The 16,919-nt window shown below is 52.1% G+C and carries 15 protein-coding genes; 6 read left to right on the forward strand and 9 right to left on the reverse strand.

The features are described 5' to 3' along the window. Positions 1-166: 166 nt before the first annotated feature. A complete protein-coding gene (locus tag R3B84_20425) occupies positions 167-604 on the forward strand; it encodes a hypothetical protein (GenBank protein MEZ6142937.1) in 438 nt (145 codons plus the stop codon). Positions 605-849: 245 nt separating this feature from the next. Here R3B84_20425 and R3B84_20430 read toward each other — a convergent pair whose 3' ends face one another. From R3B84_20430 to mobF, 7 genes are all read right to left on the reverse strand, one after another. Further along, complete coding sequence (locus tag R3B84_20430; GenBank protein ID MEZ6142938.1) at positions 850-1,101, reverse strand: hypothetical protein; 252 nt, start codon at positions 1,099-1,101, stop codon at positions 850-852. Between the two features lie 145 nt (positions 1,102-1,246). Then, positions 1,247-1,684 carry a thermonuclease family protein gene (locus R3B84_20435; protein MEZ6142939.1) on the reverse strand — a complete coding sequence of 146 codons (438 nt, stop codon included), beginning with the start codon at positions 1,682-1,684 and terminating at the stop codon, positions 1,247-1,249. A 44-nt stretch (positions 1,685-1,728) separates the two neighbouring features. After that, on the reverse strand, positions 1,729-2,673 hold the full coding sequence (locus tag R3B84_20440) for a tyrosine-type recombinase/integrase (protein ID MEZ6142940.1): 945 nt from the start codon (positions 2,671-2,673) through the stop codon (positions 1,729-1,731). Then, positions 2,660-3,037, reverse strand: a complete 378-nt coding sequence (locus R3B84_20445) for a type II toxin-antitoxin system VapC family toxin (GenBank protein ID MEZ6142941.1) — start codon at positions 3,035-3,037, stop codon at positions 2,660-2,662. The genes R3B84_20440 and R3B84_20445 overlap by 14 nt, the downstream gene beginning before the upstream one ends. Next, entirely contained in the window at positions 3,034-3,300 is a 267-nt protein-coding gene (locus tag R3B84_20450) for an AbrB/MazE/SpoVT family DNA-binding domain-containing protein (protein ID MEZ6142942.1), read from the reverse strand. Before R3B84_20450 ends, R3B84_20445 begins: the two co-directional genes overlap by 4 nt. A 198-nt stretch (positions 3,301-3,498) precedes the next feature. Further along, a complete protein-coding gene (locus R3B84_20455) occupies positions 3,499-3,876 on the reverse strand; it encodes a hypothetical protein (protein MEZ6142943.1) in 378 nt (125 codons plus the stop codon). After that, on the reverse strand, positions 3,863-6,427 hold the full coding sequence (gene mobF / locus R3B84_20460; GenBank protein ID MEZ6142944.1) for a MobF family relaxase: 2,565 nt from the start codon (positions 6,425-6,427) through the stop codon (positions 3,863-3,865). Before mobF ends, R3B84_20455 begins: the two co-directional genes overlap by 14 nt. A 161-nt stretch (positions 6,428-6,588) precedes the next feature. Here mobF and R3B84_20465 point away from each other — a divergent pair, with 161 nt between their 5' ends. Genes R3B84_20465 through R3B84_20485 form a run of 5 tightly spaced genes read left to right on the forward strand, consistent with a single transcriptional unit; the run spans position 6,589 to position 15,655 of the window. Next, positions 6,589-9,651 (forward strand): DEAD/DEAH box helicase family protein, encoded by a 3,063-nt coding sequence (locus R3B84_20465; GenBank protein MEZ6142945.1) that lies wholly within the window; start codon positions 6,589-6,591, stop codon positions 9,649-9,651. 2 nt (positions 9,652-9,653) lie between these two features. Next, complete coding sequence (locus tag R3B84_20470) at positions 9,654-12,494, forward strand: site-specific DNA-methyltransferase (GenBank protein MEZ6142946.1); 2,841 nt, start codon at positions 9,654-9,656, stop codon at positions 12,492-12,494. An 8-nt stretch (positions 12,495-12,502) separates the two neighbouring features. Further along, positions 12,503-13,105 carry an RES family NAD+ phosphorylase gene (locus tag R3B84_20475; GenBank protein ID MEZ6142947.1) on the forward strand — a complete coding sequence of 201 codons (603 nt, stop codon included), beginning with the start codon at positions 12,503-12,505 and terminating at the stop codon, positions 13,103-13,105. 36 nt (positions 13,106-13,141) lie between these two features. Continuing rightward, a complete protein-coding gene (locus R3B84_20480; protein MEZ6142948.1) occupies positions 13,142-13,555 on the forward strand; it encodes an antitoxin Xre/MbcA/ParS toxin-binding domain-containing protein in 414 nt (137 codons plus the stop codon). 27 nt (positions 13,556-13,582) lie between these two features. Continuing rightward, positions 13,583-15,655: a UvrD-helicase domain-containing protein gene (locus R3B84_20485; GenBank protein MEZ6142949.1), complete on the forward strand. Its 2,073-nt coding sequence runs from the start codon at positions 13,583-13,585 to the stop codon at positions 15,653-15,655. A gap of 31 nt (positions 15,656-15,686) precedes the next feature. Here the strand turns inward: R3B84_20485 and R3B84_20490 are convergent, their stop codons facing one another. Both R3B84_20490 and R3B84_20495 read right to left on the reverse strand, forming a co-directional pair. Beyond that, entirely contained in the window at positions 15,687-16,085 is a 399-nt protein-coding gene (locus R3B84_20490) for a hypothetical protein (GenBank protein ID MEZ6142950.1), read from the reverse strand. Between the two features lie 39 nt (positions 16,086-16,124). Beyond that, positions 16,125-16,868, reverse strand: a complete 744-nt coding sequence (locus R3B84_20495) for a hypothetical protein (protein ID MEZ6142951.1) — start codon at positions 16,866-16,868, stop codon at positions 16,125-16,127. Between the last annotated feature and the right edge of the window lie 51 nt (positions 16,869-16,919).

Genomic DNA, 16,919 nt, shown 5'->3' on the forward strand with positions numbered 1-16,919 from the left:
CCGGTTGTATCAATTATTGACATATGTATCACATAGCTTATCATCATAATTGAAATATTTCTATCAATCATTATAATCGGAATACTTTAACATTGCCAATACCAACTGTTAGAATTCTCCAAAAATATACACTACTAATTTAGTAATCATTGATGCGAGGTAGCCCATGGCCAAACGAAAAAACAGTCCCCAACCTGCCGAAGAACCGAGCGTTCCCTCAACTGGAAAGCCCTCCTTCACCGATCAACTCCGGGAAGATCTTGCGGCACTTACTTCCAGACTCGAGCTGATGGAAAAGGTCCAGGAGATCATCAAGACCATCATGAAAGGCCCTGGCCGGGATATGGAGAAGAAAATCGCCAATATCATTTTCGAACTGTACAACCTCGGCATGACCGATGAGCAGGTCGCCTACGTGGTTGAGCAGAAACCAGGTCAGGATGGCAATTACTACATGGGGTACACCTTCGCCGAAGTGAACAACGTTCGGACCAATATCCAGTCGAAAAAAGCCCAGATAAACCATATCGAGAACCGAAGCCATACCGCTGCCCTGGAAGAACGCCAGCAGGATTCTGATTTACCTCCGCTGCCAGGCTCGTAACGACGCTATCGATCGCAGAACATTATTTGTTCTCTCGAAAACCACGCCAGGCCCACCGAATCGAAACTCCGACCATCAGTAATGTGATGGATAATCCAAGTGCGATCATCGTTCGAACAAAAACGAATGCCCAGGGTGTTTGCATTTCATTCCGTGGAATCCCTGCTTTTGCGTAGAACTTTCGAGAAGTTTCCTTTTCGGTCAGTTGTGCATACTCCGGATACAATTCCCTGAATTTCGGCAACTCATACCAACAGGGCTTTGTTCTGGTCAGTTCTGATCGGGCATGCGGCTTGGAAATAGTCCTGCTCTTTCCTTCCCCGTGCTTCGGCACAATGGACTGGTACCATCAGAATGTCATTCGCCTGCATCAATTTCAGTAAATTCCATGTCTCGAATTCTTTTTTCACTTCTGGGTATGAAAATCCCGCCACGGAAAGTACAATTCCGACAGAAGCAATGATCCAAATTCTAAACAATCCTTTTGTCCAATTCATCTTGCACACTCATTGCCTCTGGATATTGTCTCGCAGTTCCAAAGCACCGATTCTTTCACGAAACTATCCCTGCTGTAAAGCAAACGATGCCAAAGAAGTTTGATTACCTTTTCGATCAATGCACAACAGGAGTCATCTGAATGGATCAAGGTTGCCCTGGCCTGCTTTTCCGCCAGATCGATGGCTGTTGAAAGGCTCCTGACCACAATCCCCGCCGTTGCCTCCGAGCATCCCTTTCCGCTGCCAGCAATTCCCGATCCTCGGTGCGATAAGTGACCGCCAGTCCCTGTTGAACCAGCCAGAATCCCAAATCATGCTCACCTACGCGACATCTCCCCAGATGCCGTCCGTAGCGGTCTTTTCCATGCAATTCACAGATAACCCGAGAATGCCCAATTCCCCTCTGTAACTGGACGGTTACCCACTCTCCACAGCGATAACTCTGCTGCACAAGGTCCCAGCAAATCTGTTTCCGTTCCGGGGCATCGATACCCATTAGCCGAATCCGCTCCCCAGCAACGATCAAGGTATCACCATCGATCACTTCCGCCTGTCCCGAGATACTCTGCCCATATGCAGACATGGGTGCCAATACCAGCCAAAATCCGAGGAACAGGTATCTGCACATCAGTATTTCAACAGATACGATGGGGACTGATTCAGCCGATTGCGATTGCGAACATAGGTGAGGGTAGTACGGGGATCAGCATGGCCTGCAAAATCCTGCAAATCGATCAGATCGGAACCTCGCTCCCGTCCCGTGGTGATTGCCGTCACTCGCAGAGAATGGGTGCTGGCCTGCGGATTCAGCCCCAGTTTTCGCAACGAACGCTCCATCATTTTCTGCACCGCCCGCCGAGTCAACGGCTTTCGCAGAAAACCATCACTACCGCCACCCCGTGCGGTTGATACCGGTCGAAATAGCGGTCCCGTCCCATCACCGGCAATCCCACTGCAAATCAGCCATTGTTCCAGCCGTTCATACGCTTCCGGATGCAGTGGAACCCGACGTTCTTTGCCCCCTTTGCCATAAATCTCCAGGAGCCGATGCCCGCCACTATTCAGTAACGAATTCACCCGCAACTGGGTAATCTCTCCCACTCGGCATCCCGTGTAAGCCAACACCGCGAGCATTGCCCGATTCCGCACCTCTTCCGGGGTATGGCCTGCATAGCCATCCAGCAGAATCCGGCACTCTTCCGGTGTCAAAGAGACGGTTTTTCCATCCCTCGGTACTGCTGGGGCACTGACAAAATCCCGATGGGCGGGATTGGCTCCCAGATAACCATAGGTCTGCAAATACCGGAACAACGACCGTAACACTGATAATTTCCGGACGACCGTGCTATTGCCACACCCCCGTTGCAACAGGTCATCACGCCAGGCGGCGACATGATGTGGCCGAATTTCCGGCAACTGGCTGGCATCTAACCCGACAAACTGCAAAAACTGCTGCAAATCCCGCTGATAATTACTGCGGGTTTCCAATGAAGTCGACTTTTGCAGCCAACTATGCACTGCAGTGGCCAGGGGGAGGGGGGCAACCCCTGCCAGTTCCCTACCGGAAGACATGAATCTCCAACTCCAGTTCGAGTTCCGCCAACCGCTGATCCGAGGTAATCAGTGGCAAACTGGTCTGCATCGCCAAAGCCAGACAGGCCCGATCCCCCAGTGACACGCCCCGGGTGTTGTATTGCTGCAAACTGGCCGCAAGCAAGCTCCGTTCCAATGTGAATTCCTGCCAGCGTATCGGCAATCTGGCCAGCGTGCTCTGCACCTGCTCCACTGATTGCCCTAGCTGCACCAGTTTTCCAGCCACTTCCGAATAATTGACCGTGCACATCAATGCACCTCCCAGCCAATCCTGCACTGCCTCCGCACCTCGCTCCCGAAACAATAACGCCAGTACTGCAGAGGAATCCAGAACCGCACTCATTCTTCCGCTTCCTGTGCCGCTGCGGCCCGTTTCTCCGCGATAAATTGATCAACGATACTGTCCGAGCCTTTGAGCGGTGCCAGACTGGCCTGAATTTCGGCAATCGTATCATGCAGGGTGCGGATGTGCAGACCATGCTCATCAAATTCGAGGCTGATCGGATCACCAGGCTGTAATTGCAATTCCTGACACCAACTGGTGGGTAACACAATTCTCCGGGCGGGACCAATCTTGGTATGGTGGATTCGGGGCTGTTCTGACATTTCAGGTTCTTTCTCAAAATGGAATCAAGGAAGTGAAAATGACTTTCCACAGGAAATTGTCACGAATCCTACCGTGCCAGATTTTTCGGAAATTGTCAAGTATTACCGAAATGCCAGCAAACCACCTTCGGATCAGCCCCGATTTATAGTTCACCTAAAGTAGGTTTTGTGAACTGAACGCTCTACATCTATCAGCAGCTATTCCATGACAAGAATCTGCTCAATGACCGTATCGGTACTTGATACCTGTTCCCGAATCGGGTCTTGTTCCCGAATCCAGACCAGCCGTTGCTGAATGGCCAGCTGATAAATCGTGGTCAGATGAGTGCCCCGCAGTTCAATCCGAATCGGGCCAAAACTCAGCCGCACGATCCCGGACAGATCTAATTCCACCCGGGAAAGCCAATGGTAAGAAAATCCCTGCCGGTTACCACTCTTCCACTGACAATCGAGCATCATCGCCCGATCCCGAATCCCGCGCACAAAACCATAGCCCGGATTCTGCACCAACCCCTCATCATCCATCCGAGGCCGGTCCAGTTGGAATTTCCGCAATAATTCATCAGACTCGGTCATAATCACGCTCCCGCACCGGTGCTGGAGGCAGACCATCGCGCACAAAAGGCAAGGCGTGCGGCTGCACGGTCTCCCGTTGCAAACCTTCCTGCAATGATTGTGCCGCATCAGTAAAAACCAGCACTCGTTCCCGTCCTCGGGATGCAGAGACATAGAACTGTTCCGGCGTCGTGGCTCCCATAGATACCTGCGATTGCACCACCAGCACCTGATCAGCCGTTTTCCCCTGACTGGCATGGGACGTCAGCACATAACCCCAATCGAGATGCCCCCACTGAGCATCAATTTCCCAGCCATTCTGTAAGCGGATATCACCCTGCTCACTGAACCCAGCTATCTGATACAACCCACCCCGATTCAGTCGATGTTTGCCATCTTTCGATTTGCCATTGTGGGTAATCCGAACCCAGTCTCCCACCGCAAAATTCCGTTGTTCTGGTCGAAAAACCGAGAATTTCCGGCTCTGCTGCACCGGTGTCTCCTTCCCATCAAGCAACCATTGACTGCCTGCTGGTCGACCAGGGGCATGCTGGTGATACTGAATCATCCTTCCCGCTGAGTATTGCAACGGGTCCTGCTTCTCGGCTTCCGTCAAATGCACTGGTTTCCAGACCGTAAAACTCCGCTCTTCCCGCAACACCCCTTCCCGCTGCAACCGTTGCCGAATGGCCCTAGTGACTGCCTCCCCCTCCTGGTGCGTGGGAGAGACCACCAGCGTTTTCCGGCCCATCCGGATTGCCTGCAGATATTCCCCGGCCACCTGAGCATACCGTTCCGTGGGGTCATCAATCTCCCGCAGCCAGCCAAGATTCTGTAATTTTTGAAAGGCACCACCAATCCGGCCTTCCGCCAGATCCGCCACCAACTGCTTATAAGTCCCCCGCTGCCGTTGAATCTCCCGCACGGTGACCGTGGGCAAACCGGCTTCCTGTTCCAGCAAGGTCAGCAAATCCCCCCGCTCGACACTGCGGTGCTGTCGTTGATCCCCTGAGAAAATCACTCGAGCATCCAACTGCTCCGCCAGCCCGAATAGTGCCTCACTCTGGTTCAGCGACAACAAACCGGCCTCATCCACCCAAATAAATCCCCTTCGTGCCCTCTCCTGCAACTGGGAATTCTGCAAAAACATCGCCACCGTATCGGCTTCCGCAAAGCCTTCCTGCCGCAGAACATCCCGGCTTGCCTCCGCGGTGGGTGCCAACACCACTCCCTGCAAACCCGCCTGCTGCAAACCCTCGACCGCTTCCTGCATTAACGAAGTCTTGCCAGTGCCCGCAATCCCCCGAATCAACGTCACCCGATCTCGTGATTGCAGCACATGCTCGACCGCCTGTCGTTGATCCTGATTCAACCATTCCCGTTGAAAATGGTGTGATCCCGACTGGGCAGCCCGCATCGTTCCCCGTCCCGTTCGAGCGAAGCGGCTCACCCGTCCTTCCTGGGCCAGCACTTCCGGCGTGGTTGCCCATAACCGATCCCGGTGCTGGCGGGTCACTAATCCCCGTTCCCGCAACAAATTCCGAGCCTGTTCCGGCAGCAAACCGCCGATTCCCCGTCGTAAGGCCTGTGCCACGACCAGTTTTTCCGGTACCACGGCACGGGAGGTAAAACAATGCTGCCAGGCAAAGTCGATCCCCTCCTGCACCTGCTTCCCACGGTCCACCCCGGTCACCTGCTGTAACTGCTGTAAACGTGCTTTTTCACCGTCATCCAGCCTCCCCTGCCAGTCTGCCCGCAATTCCGACATCGTCAGTTGCTTATTTTTCGCTTCCCGTGTCTGGGCACCCAGTTCCGCCTTCCGTTCAGGATCGGTAATCCCTGCCTCCCGTGCCTTTTCCTCAATCTGAGCAGTCCGGCGGGAGAATTTCTTCAACACCTCTTCCCCCATCCCCGCCACTTCCCATCCAGTGCGGGTGCGTTCCACGCCATAACCCAATCGCTGTATTTCCTCCGCCAAGCGGGCATGAAAACCTGCCTCATAATAGCGGGCATCCCTTTTCAGCCCACGAAACTGACCCGCCTTCCAGCGGTTTTCTTCGCCATCAAATGTGGCATTGAACACAAAAACATGACTGTGCAGGTGGGGATCCGGCACTCCCGCAACTGGTCTTGATGTAGTATGCACAAATTCCGCCCACACCATATTCCCTGTGGTGCGGTCCTGTTCCACTCCCCGCTGCCGAACACGGGTCTGCATCTCCCCTTCCGCTTCCTGCATCGTTTCCAGCACCGCACCCCGAAATGCCTCGAGAATCCGCTCATCCTGAGTCAGACCATACAGTAACGACACTGATTTCGGGGCATTAAACGTCCAGTCGTAGCCAACAGTGCGGTCTCCCCGTGTGCGAACGGTCAATGGAGAACCATTGGGGGTCTGATTCTCGCACAACTGCTCAAAATCAGCCAGCTGCATCAACCCCATTAAACCGAGACGCTCCGCCCCCTTGCCGCCCCAGATACCGGGGCGCTCCTGGTCTTCCGACAGATAGTCCGAGCGGGAGAAATAGCTTTTGGCTGCCCCCGCATTCGCCTGCTGAGTAATCCGTAGCATGCGGCATTATACCGCTGGTCAAATGGACGTGGAAAGCTTTCCATAGCCGCGCCACCATATCGAAACGGCACTTGATCGGGAAATTACCTACTGACATTGAAATCTGTTGGCAATTCGTAAAGAATCTGTGAAAATAGCCTCCTCTGTTAAGGATTCGCTCGATGAGTAAACGATTTTTTGAAGGCCCGATTCTCAATTCTCCCTATTCATGCCCCACCGAACATTGGGAACTGGATGAAAGCGGACAACCGACGGAAAAAGTGATTGCTACCCGTCGGCAAGCTAAGTTTGTCTCGCCGATTCCCAAACCCAGAAAACGCAGCAAAGTTACCCAGAAAGAACTGGAGTTTGGTGTTACTGCAGAATTAAGCAGCAACGACCAGCAATACCGTCTGGATCAGCAAATCAATTCAGTTCGGCATCTGGTATCCCAATGGCGGGCACTCCCTAATCCGGGAGACTGGAAAGTCACTCCGATTACTCAGCAATTACTTCAACATTGGCGACATGCCGATTCACTGCTTGTCAGGCCATTTTTCTGTCAGGTGGAAGCGGTCGAAACGATCATCTGGCTGACGGAAGTTGCCCCAAAAATCGCTGCGGGGAAAAAGATTCTCGCCGATCTCGAAGAGATCAATCTGGCGCACAACCCCGAACTATTCCGAATTTGCTTGAAACTGGCCACGGGTGCAGGCAAAACCACGGTCATGGCGATGCTGATCGCCTGGCAGACACTCAATGCAGCCAAACAGCCCGGTTCCAAGACCTTTACCGATGCCTTTCTGCTGGTGGCACCCGGCTTAACGATTCGAGACCGGTTACGTGTCTTATTACCCAACGATGCGGACAGTTATTACCGAGAACGGGGCATTGTACCTGCGGGGATGCTGCAGGAGATGCAGCGGGCAAAAGTGGTGATTACCAATTACCATGCCTTCAAATTACGGGAACGCAGTGATGTTTCCAAAGGCACACGCGGTACTCTGGAAGGCTGGCGTGGTGAAAAACTGGATACCCTGGAAACCCCCGGCCAGATGATGCAGCGGGTGATGCCCGAATTAATGAATGCCAAGCAGGTTCTGGTGTTGAATGATGAAGCCCACCACTGTTATCGGGAAAAGCCCAAAGAGGATGATGAAGAGGATTTGAAAGGGGATGACCGCAAAGAAGCGGAAAAGAACAATGAAGCGGCTCGACTCTGGATTTCCGGCCTTGAAATGGTGCAAAAGCACCTGAAAGGTGGGGTAAAAGTGGTCGACCTCTCCGCCACCCCATTTTTCCTGCGGGGAAGTGGCTATGCAGAAGGGACAATCTTCCCCTGGACGGTCAGCGACTTTTCGCTGATGGATGCAATTGAAAGTGGGATTGTGAAACTCCCTCGAGTACCGGTGGCAGACAACATTCCGGGTGCGGAAATGCCCATGTACCGCAACATCTGGGAGCATGTGGGCAAGGAAATGCCCAAAAAAGGCCGAGGGAAAGGGGGGAACCTGGATCCCGAGCAACTACCCACCCGCCTGAAAACAGCATTGGATGCCCTTTACGGCCATTACGAAAAAGTATTTCGCCAGTGGGATGATGCCAAGCGGCCTATCCCACCCTGTTTTATTATCGTCTGCCAGAATACTGCGATTTCCAAGCTGATCTTCGACTATGTTTCCGGCTACCACCGCGAAGATGAAGACGGCAATACCCAATTCAAACCAGGTAAACTGGAACTATTCCGCAACTTCGATGAGTATGGCAACCCTATTGCACGCCCAAAAACCCTGCTGATCGATAGTGAGCAGTTAGAATCGGGCGAAGCCCTGGACAGCAATTTTCGCAAGATGGCAGTGAATGAAATCGAACGATTTAAGAATGAGCTTATCGAACGCACTGGCGATGTCCGTGCGGGCGACAATATTAGCGAACAGCAGTTACTGCGCGAAGTAATGAACACGGTGGGCAAGCCGAACACCCTGGGTAGTTCCATCCGTTGCGTGGTATCGGTGTCGATGTTGACGGAAGGTTGGGATGCCAACAATGTTACCCACATTCTGGGCGTGCGGGCATTTGGTACTCAACTCCTCTGCGAACAGGTCATTGGCCGGGCTTTACGGCGGGCATCCTACCAATTGAACGAGGAAGGCTTATTCGATGTCGAATATGCGGATGTGTTTGGCGTGCCATTCGATTTTACTGCAGAACCTGCCTACGCTCCTGTCACGGTTCCACCGCTGATCACGTCTGTCAAAGCAGTGCGGCCCGAGCGGGATCATCTGGAAATCCGTTATCCCCGAGTGGGTGGCTACCGTGTGGAACTACCCGAAGAACGCCTGGAGGCAACATTCACCCCTGATTCGGTATTGGAACTGACCCCTGCCCTGATTGGTGCCTCATCAACCATCAATTCCGGCATCGTGGGGGAATCCGCTGATATGAACTTAAAACACACGGAAGAACGTCGACTCTCTTCCGTGATTTTTGAATTAACCAGCCGCCTGATTGACACTCATTGGAAAGACCCCGGTGGGGAACCGAAATTACATCTGTTCGGGCAGCTAAAGCGAATCGTGAAACAATGGCTGGATCATTATCTGGTTTGCGCGGGCAATACCTATCCTGCCCAGTTGCTCTATCGCGAATTGACCGATATGGCCTGTAATCGGATTACCGCAGCGATCACTGCGAGATTTATCGGTGATTCCCCCGTTCGGGCCATCATCGATCCATACAACTCCAGTGGTTCCACGGCCCATGTGCGGTTCAGCACCTCACGCGATAGCCTCTGGCAGCCCGATTCCCGCAAATGTCATCTCAACTGGATTGTGCTGGAAAGCGATTGGGAAGCAGAACTGTGCCGGATTGTCGAACTGCACCCCCGTGTCTTGTCCTATGTCAAAAACTATAATCTGGGCTTCGAGGTGCCTTACCAGTATGGTTCGGTTACGAAGAACTACCGCCCTGACTTCATTGTGCACCTGGACGATGGCCGGGGCCAGAGTGATCCGCTGCAATTAATCGTGGAAATCAAAGGATTTCGCGGAGAAGACGCCAAGGACAAAAAACTGACGATGGAGAACTACTGGATTCCTGGGGTGAACCGAATGGGCACCTTTGGTCGTTGGGCCTTTGCAGAACTCACGCAGATCTACGAAATTGAAAGTGGTTTTCAGAAGAAATTAGCACAGGAAATCGACCGCATGTTCGTTTCCGCACTGTCCCATGGGAAGGAGAACTAACGATGGCCAAGAAAAAACCCACAAGCAAAAAGACCATTGAAACCCTCACTCATGCAGATGCCGACCGGACCAACATCCCAACGGCGGAATACGAAACCCTGCTGCCACCCGAACTGGCTCAGCCCAAAACGGTGCGTTATCCCCGCAATACCGATCTCGATCCGCAACTGGTCTGGCGGGGCAAGGATACCCAGGACTGGACCGATCTGGTCGTGCACGCACCTCCGATCTACATTCAGGAAAAAGTCCACCCGAAAGTGCTGATCGATGACCTGATGGCTGGTTCCAGCAGTGAACCAATCGGAGATGGCACTTTTCAGGGTGATCTCTTTGCAGACTTCAACGGAATCCCAGAAGGTGCAGAGAAAACTGAATTTTACCAGCATGATGGCCATTGGACGAACCGGATGATTCTGGGAGATTCTCTGCAGGTGATGGCCAGCCTGGCCGAAAGAGAAGGGCTGCGTGGGAAAGTGCAGTGCATTTATTTTGATCCCCCCTACGGCATCAAGTTCAACAGTAACTTTCAGTGGAGCACCACAAGCCGAGATGTGAAGGATGGCAACCGCGACCATCTCACTCGGGAGCCAGAACAGGTCAAAGCGTTCCGTGATACCTGGCGTGACGGCATCCATAGTTACCTCACTTATCTCCGCGACCGCCTGACCGTCGCCCGCGATCTCCTCACTGAATCGGGCAGTATCTTCGTGCAGATAGGGGATGAGAATGTGCATCGAGTGCGGGCGGTGATGGATGAGGTGTTTGGCCCGACGAATCTCTGCTCAGTTATTTCGTTCCGGAAGACCGGTGGCCAATCTTCCACTACTCTCGCGTCCGTTGCTGACTATGTTCTCTGGTACGCAAAGTCCGCGGAACACGTCAAATATCGTCAGCCATATCGAGACAAGACCGGTGAGGATCGCCCGTCGATTTATCGAATGATCGAGGAAGGTCCCGCAGGTGTCCGACGAAAAATGACGCGGGAAGAGCAAGAAGCGAAGTCAATTGACGAAAGCCTCTCGATTTTCGCCCCCGATACTTTGATTTCATTAGGAGCTACTCCGCTTGGTTCAAGCGCAAGGACTTTCGAGTGCAAGCAATTCCATCCCGGTTCGAACCAGCATTGGAAGACCACCTCGGCGGGACTTGATCGACTCGAAAAATCGCGACGATTGATCAATGTCAGTACAAGCCTGTACTACGTGCGAAAACTGAACGACTTTCCCGTCGCTCCAATGGACAACCTGTGGCAAGACACGAGTGCTGGCGGTTATTCCGACGAGAAACTTTACGTTGTTCAAACCAATCGAAAGATTGTACAGCGTTGCCTCCTCATGGCCTCCGACCCCGGCGACCTGGTGCTCGATCCCACCTGCGGTTCGGGCACCACCGCTTATGTCGCAGAGCAGTGGGGCCGTCGCTGGATCACCATTGATACCAGTCGTGTCGCTTTGGCACTGGCCCGTGCACGGATCATGGGTGGTCGTTATCCCTATTACCTTTTGGCAGATACTCCCGAAGGGCAATCAAAAGAAGCGGAAGTGACCCAAAAACCGGTATCTTCCCAGCCCACCAGCGGCAGTATACGTCGAGGATTTGTCTATGAACGGGTTCCACACATCACACTGAAGAGTATCGCCAATAACACCGAAATCGATGTCATCTGGCAGCAATTTGAAGACCAGTTACTTCCCCTACGGGAGCAATTGAGCAAACTGCTGCCCGCGAAATGGCTCGCTGATTATCGCAAAAAGCAGAAATATGATGTGGACGTTCCTGCCGAGATTCAGGAATGGGAAATCCCCCGCGACCTACCCACCGACTGGTCAGAGAAAGCAAAACCACTCCATGCAGAGTTCTGGAAACTGCGAATTGCCCGCCAAAAGGCGATTGATGCCAGTATCGCTGCCCGTGCCGAATTCGAATACCTTTACGACAAGCCTTATGAAGACAAGAAAAAAGTCCGGGTGGCAGGTCCGTTTACTGTGGAAAGCCTCAGCCCTCACCGCACGTTGGGTGTTGATGAGCATGGCGAACTGATTGATAGCGCCCAGGGGATGGTTGCTGCTGAGAAGCAGGATTTCGCCGCGATGATTCTGGATAACCTTCGCACCGCTGGTGTGCAGCAAGCCCACAAAGAGGGCCGGATTCAGTTCGATTCGCTGACCCTCTGGCCAGGCAGACTGGTCTGTGCGGAAGGACGCTATCTGGAAGGGGAAACCAGCAAACGTGCTGCCATCCTGATTGGTCCAGAATTTGGCACGGTTCGACGGCAGGACCTGGTGGAAGCTGCCCGGGAAGCAGCTGATGCGGGATTTGACGTGCTGATCTGCTGTGCATTCAATTATGAAGCGATTACCACAGAATTTAATAAACTGGGCCGCTTGCCCGTTTTGAAAGCCCGCATGAATGCCGATCTGCATATGTCGGAAGAGTTAAAGAACACTGGCAAAGGGAATCTGTTTGTGATCTTTGGGGAACCGGATGTGGAATTGCTCTATCCCGATAAGGAAAATATCCAGGTGCAGGTCAACGGCGTGGATGTCTTTAAGCCACAAACAGGCGAGGTGATTAGCAGCAATACCGATGAGATTGCCTGCTGGTTTGTCGATTCCAATTACAACGGCGAGAGCTTCTTTGTACGTCAGGCCTATTTTCTGGGTGCCAACGACCCGTACAAGAGCCTGAAAACCACCCTGAAGGCGGAGATCGATGCTGCGGCCTGGGAAACACTGCACAGTGCCACTTCCCGCCCCTTTCCCCGCCCCGCTACCGGCAGGATTGCTGTGAAAGTAATTAACCATCTGGGTGATGAAGTATTAAAGGTTTTTGAGGTGAAGTAACAAGACCGATGAAACAGAAGGCCCATCCACGCTATGCGGAAATTAAGCGTTGGATGCTCGAACGAATCTCGCAGCAAGTTTCTCTCGAAGGGGAATTTTTTCGCACCGCTGGTCCAAGCTATACTTCTGCTAAACAGATTGTTGCAGGGGTTGGTGGCTTGAAGAGTGCAGGTCGCTGGCACCCCTATGGCGTGCTGAAAATCGTTTATTTGAGTGATGAACCAGAAACCTCGCTCCAGGAAGCAAATGAGCATTTTCGTTATTATCAGCTCCCTCTGAAGAAAGGTTATCCCAAAGTAACCGTGATAGTAGTGGTGAAGTTGACACAGGTGCTTGATCTCACTGATCCCACTGTTTCAGAGACGTTGCCGATCCCATTGGAACAGGTGATGACGGAAGACTGGCGGGCAATTGTTGCCCAGAAAGCAGAATCTGCTGGCCAGGCAATTGGCCGAGCAGCCCACCAGATAGGACTGCAAGGCCTGCTGGTTCCTTCAAAACCGTGTCCCAAGTCGAAGAATCTACTGGTTTTCCCAAAAAATCTCCACTCATTGCTGCAAATCGAAGTGCAGAATCCGGAAGAACTTGAACTACTTGGAAAAAACAGTTAAAATAAGAATATGCAAATTTGCATGTTGGAGTTTCCCATGTCATTGAAGACGAAGCCAACCGCACGAAAGGCATCAGCGAAAAAGCCGAATTCATCGTCAGGCAAAAAACCAGTCCTCAAGCAGCGGTCGGGAAGGTGGATTCAAGCCGTTCGCCTGAACGCAGGTTTTACTCAACACGATTTTTCGCTGGTCACTGGTTATGCGGTACGTTCGATTGCAGGTTGGGAAGCTGGAAAACCGCTCAGTGCTTCTGCCAAGTTGAAAATGCAGGAAATGAAGCGATTAGTGGATGCCTTGTTGCAGATTTTGCCTGCCGACCAGTTAAAAAACTGGTTAAAGCAGCCCAACACCGCTTTCGAGGGTCGCACCCCAATGGATGTGATGGAAAATGGTGAATCCGACCGTCTCTGGCAGATGATTCATGAGATTGATGCCAATGTTGCCAATTAACCACGACCAATCGGAGCAGGCCCACTGATGCAATTCTTGATATCTGATACGTTTACCGACAGCCTGTTAAAATTAACCGGTGAAGAGCAGAAGGCAGTCAAAAACAGTGCCTTCGACCTACAAATGAATCCCGCGAATCCGGGTCTCAAGTTCCACAAGCTCGACCGTGCGAAAGATAAGCGATTCTGGTCGGTACGGGTCAATAAAGATATCCGTTTAATCGTGCACAAAAGCGATGACAGTTTGCTGCTCTGCTATGTTGATCACCATGATCCCGCCTATGACTGGGCTGCCCGCAGAAAACTGGAAACGCATCCCCAGACAGGGGCAGCACAACTGGTCGAAATCCGGGAAACGGTCCAGGATGTGCTGATTCCTCGCTACGTCGATGCTGAAACTCCTGCCATCGTGAAAGCACCACTGTTTGCCCGACTCAGTGAGAAAGAACTGCTTTCCTATGGAGTCCCTGCAGAATGGATTGCCGATGTTAGAACAGCCACGGAAGACAGCTATCTGACCATTGCCAACCATCTTCCTGCTGAAGCGGCGGAAGCACTGCTGGAGATTGCGACCGGTGGCAAGCCAGTTTCCTCCGTTCCAGAACAGCCGATTAGCAATCCGTTCACCCATCCTGATGCCCAGCGTCGGTTCCGAGTACTGACGAACCAGGATGAACTGGCACAGGCACTCGATTCCCCATGGGAAAAATGGACCATTTTCCTGCATCCGGATCAGCGAGATATTGCTTATCGGGAATATTCTGGCCCCGCACGGGTATCGGGTACCGCAGGCACCGGAAAAACTGTTGTTGCCCTGCACCGCACCGTGCATCTGGCACGGAAATACCCCCAGAGCCGTGTTCTGTTGGCCACATTTACGAAGGCACTGGCAGCCAATCTGCAACGGATGCTCCGCCGCTTAGTTGCAGCAGAACCACTCCTCGCAGACCGGATCGACATTCAATCACTCGACGAGTTAGGATTGAGACTCTACCGCACTCTGGTGAATCGGAATGCAACGATGGCAACCCGGACAGAACTCCTGGAGATAATCGATAGTCGTTTCACACCAACAAAAGCAGAGAAGTTCACCCGTTCGTTTGTGATTGCTGAGTGGGACCAGATTGTCGATGCGTGGCAGGTTCACACCTGGGAAGAGTATCGGGATATTCCCCGTCCTGGGCGGAAAATTCGGCTTTCGGAAGCGAATCGGGAGCGATTATGGCAGATCATGCTTTCCATCCAGAAGGAACTGGTTGACAGGAAATTGAAAACCAGTGCCGCAATCTTTACGGAACTGTGTCCAGTTTTGGAACAGCAACAGAACAAGCCATACGATTTTGCAGTGGTTGATGAGGCTCAGGATCTCAGCGTGGCTCAGTTGCGTTTTCTCGCTGCACTGGCAGCACACCGTCCCAATGGATTATTCTTCACAGGTGATTTAGGACAACGGATTTTTCAGCAGCCGATTTCATGGAAAGCACTGGGCGTGGATATCCGGGGGCGTTCCCGGACCCTTCGGGTGAATTATCGCACCTCGCACCAGATTCGTACCCAGGCTGACCGCTTACTCGACCCCGAAATTACCGACATGGACGGGAATCGAGAGAAACGGAACGACACGATTTCCGTGTTTGAAGGGCCTGTACCTGTGATGGTGACTGCAGCGGATGCTGAGCAGGAAAAGCAATTGGTTGCTGACTGGTTACTGGAACAGATTTCATTGGGGGTTCAACCGCACGAAATTGGATTATTTGTTCGCTCCTCGGAACAACTGGATCGGGCATTAAGCAGCATTGAACAGGCCAAACTGAAAGCGGTGATTCTCGATGATGGCACGGAGTCAAAATCTGGACATGTTACCGTGGCTACCATGCATTTGGCGAAAGGATTTGAGTTTCGCAGTGTAGCGGTGATGGCTTGTGATGATGAAGTAATCCCCTTGCAGAACAGGATTGAAGAAGCGAGCGACGAGGCCGATTTGAAAGAAGTGTATGAAACAGAACGGCATCTGTTGTATGTTGCCTGCACTCGTGCCCGTGATTGCTTGCTGTTAAGTGGCATCGACCCGGTCTCAGAATTTTTGCAGGATATGGCGTAAATCTCACCCATCTCGCAGCGTAAAACCGCTTTTAACCGATATCCAGGTCTCTGCCGAATTTCGGGGCGGTCATCCCCACTTCTTCCCATGTGGTGGGAGCCTCACCTTCGCAGCGGTAAGCATATTCCACCGCTTTGGGGTTCTCGGCTTCAAAGTAGCAGACCACTTCGAAGTAGCTGCCAAAATCGTGCGTAAAGGATTTGATCCCCAGCCGGGCACCCTCGGGTTCCTGCCCCAGTTTCGCTCGGATCGCCTGAATGTACTGCTGGCACTCTGTGCGGGCTTTTTTGCTGTAATCCCGCTCTCCCACGGCAACGCAGGTCTCTTCGGCGGGTGCAGGTCCTACGGGAAGATAATCATCGGACATGGTGGGCACTTTCGACTGATGAATTTCTTCAATTCCACTACCGGAATTACCACGACCAAGCAACGGTTTTCTTCGAAATCCCCACCCTACAACGATGTTAAATCATCGAATAGATTTCGCTCGCCTTTCTGCATCGTACGCTCGTGACTCTGCACGTTGAGCATCCATCATTGCCTGATTTGCTTTTCGCTCTGCTCGAGCAACACGTTCTTCCAGTTCCTGCATGTTTCGATGCTGTAAATACCGCTCCCGACTTCCTGCTGTTTGTACAATGGATTGCTGGTATGCAATTTCATGGATCGCATTATCTATGCTATTCTTGTATGTCGTAAACGAGTGCTGTTCTTTTCGCTGCCACTCCTCAATACTTCGTGCAATCCTGAGATTAAATTCTTCCTCCGAGATTTTTCCTGACGAGAACGCTTTTCCAGCGGCGGTGACTCTTCGCACATGGTCCTGGAGGATCTGCATATAATCATAGTCTCCCGCCTTGTAGCGTTTCAGCATCGCACGGGTAATACAGCCTATCGTTGCCTGGGCATTGCTTTTCTTTAATAATTCGGGTTTGCATTTAGGAACATCTACTTGCAAGAGCGGCTGGACTTGACTGTTCAGCTTCTGAAACTTTTGTTGATACTCCAGGTTCTGTTTTTGGTGCAAATAGTTGGATACTTCATCATAGGTTTCCTGTTGCAATTCCCGCTCAAACCGCTTTGCATCTCGATATTTTGCATTTTTCTCTTCCGCTTCTGCAAAGCCTCTTGCAAATTCGTTCCAGAAATTGTTGGCATTTGCCATTCCTGGAAAGGCACTTGAAAGGATGATGAATAGTATCAATTTTTTCATGGATACTCCGATCTTGAAACTGATTCCGATAATGCAACCCATTTTTGACCG

Origin of the sequence: Zavarzinella sp. (genome assembly GCA_041399155.1) — a bacterium.
Classification (GTDB): Bacteria; Planctomycetota; Planctomycetia; order Gemmatales; family Gemmataceae; genus JAWKTI01.

Excerpts from the sequence above, each read along its gene's own strand:
- R3B84_20425 (MEZ6142937.1), top strand. The coding sequence starts at position 167 with ATGGCCAAACGAAAAAACAGTCCCCAACCTGCCGAAGAACCGAGCGTT.
- R3B84_20430 (MEZ6142938.1), bottom strand. The coding sequence starts at position 1,101 with ATGAATTGGACAAAAGGATTGTTTAGAATTTGGATCATTGCTTCTGTC.
- R3B84_20435 (MEZ6142939.1), bottom strand. The coding sequence starts at position 1,684 with ATGTCTGCATATGGGCAGAGTATCTCGGGACAGGCGGAAGTGATCGAT.
- R3B84_20440 (MEZ6142940.1), bottom strand. The coding sequence starts at position 2,673 with ATGTCTTCCGGTAGGGAACTGGCAGGGGTTGCCCCCCTCCCCCTGGCC.
- R3B84_20445 (MEZ6142941.1), bottom strand. The coding sequence starts at position 3,037 with ATGAGTGCGGTTCTGGATTCCTCTGCAGTACTGGCGTTATTGTTTCGG.
- R3B84_20450 (MEZ6142942.1), bottom strand. The coding sequence starts at position 3,300 with ATGTCAGAACAGCCCCGAATCCACCATACCAAGATTGGTCCCGCCCGG.
- R3B84_20455 (MEZ6142943.1), bottom strand. The coding sequence starts at position 3,876 with ATGACCGAGTCTGATGAATTATTGCGGAAATTCCAACTGGACCGGCCT.
- mobF (MEZ6142944.1), bottom strand. The coding sequence starts at position 6,427 with ATGCTACGGATTACTCAGCAGGCGAATGCGGGGGCAGCCAAAAGCTAT.
- R3B84_20465 (MEZ6142945.1), top strand. The coding sequence starts at position 6,589 with ATGAGTAAACGATTTTTTGAAGGCCCGATTCTCAATTCTCCCTATTCA.
- R3B84_20470 (MEZ6142946.1), top strand. The coding sequence starts at position 9,654 with ATGGCCAAGAAAAAACCCACAAGCAAAAAGACCATTGAAACCCTCACT.
- R3B84_20475 (MEZ6142947.1), top strand. The coding sequence starts at position 12,503 with ATGAAACAGAAGGCCCATCCACGCTATGCGGAAATTAAGCGTTGGATG.
- R3B84_20480 (MEZ6142948.1), top strand. The coding sequence starts at position 13,142 with ATGTCATTGAAGACGAAGCCAACCGCACGAAAGGCATCAGCGAAAAAG.
- R3B84_20485 (MEZ6142949.1), top strand. The coding sequence starts at position 13,583 with ATGCAATTCTTGATATCTGATACGTTTACCGACAGCCTGTTAAAATTA.
- R3B84_20495 (MEZ6142951.1), bottom strand. The coding sequence starts at position 16,868 with ATGAAAAAATTGATACTATTCATCATCCTTTCAAGTGCCTTTCCAGGA.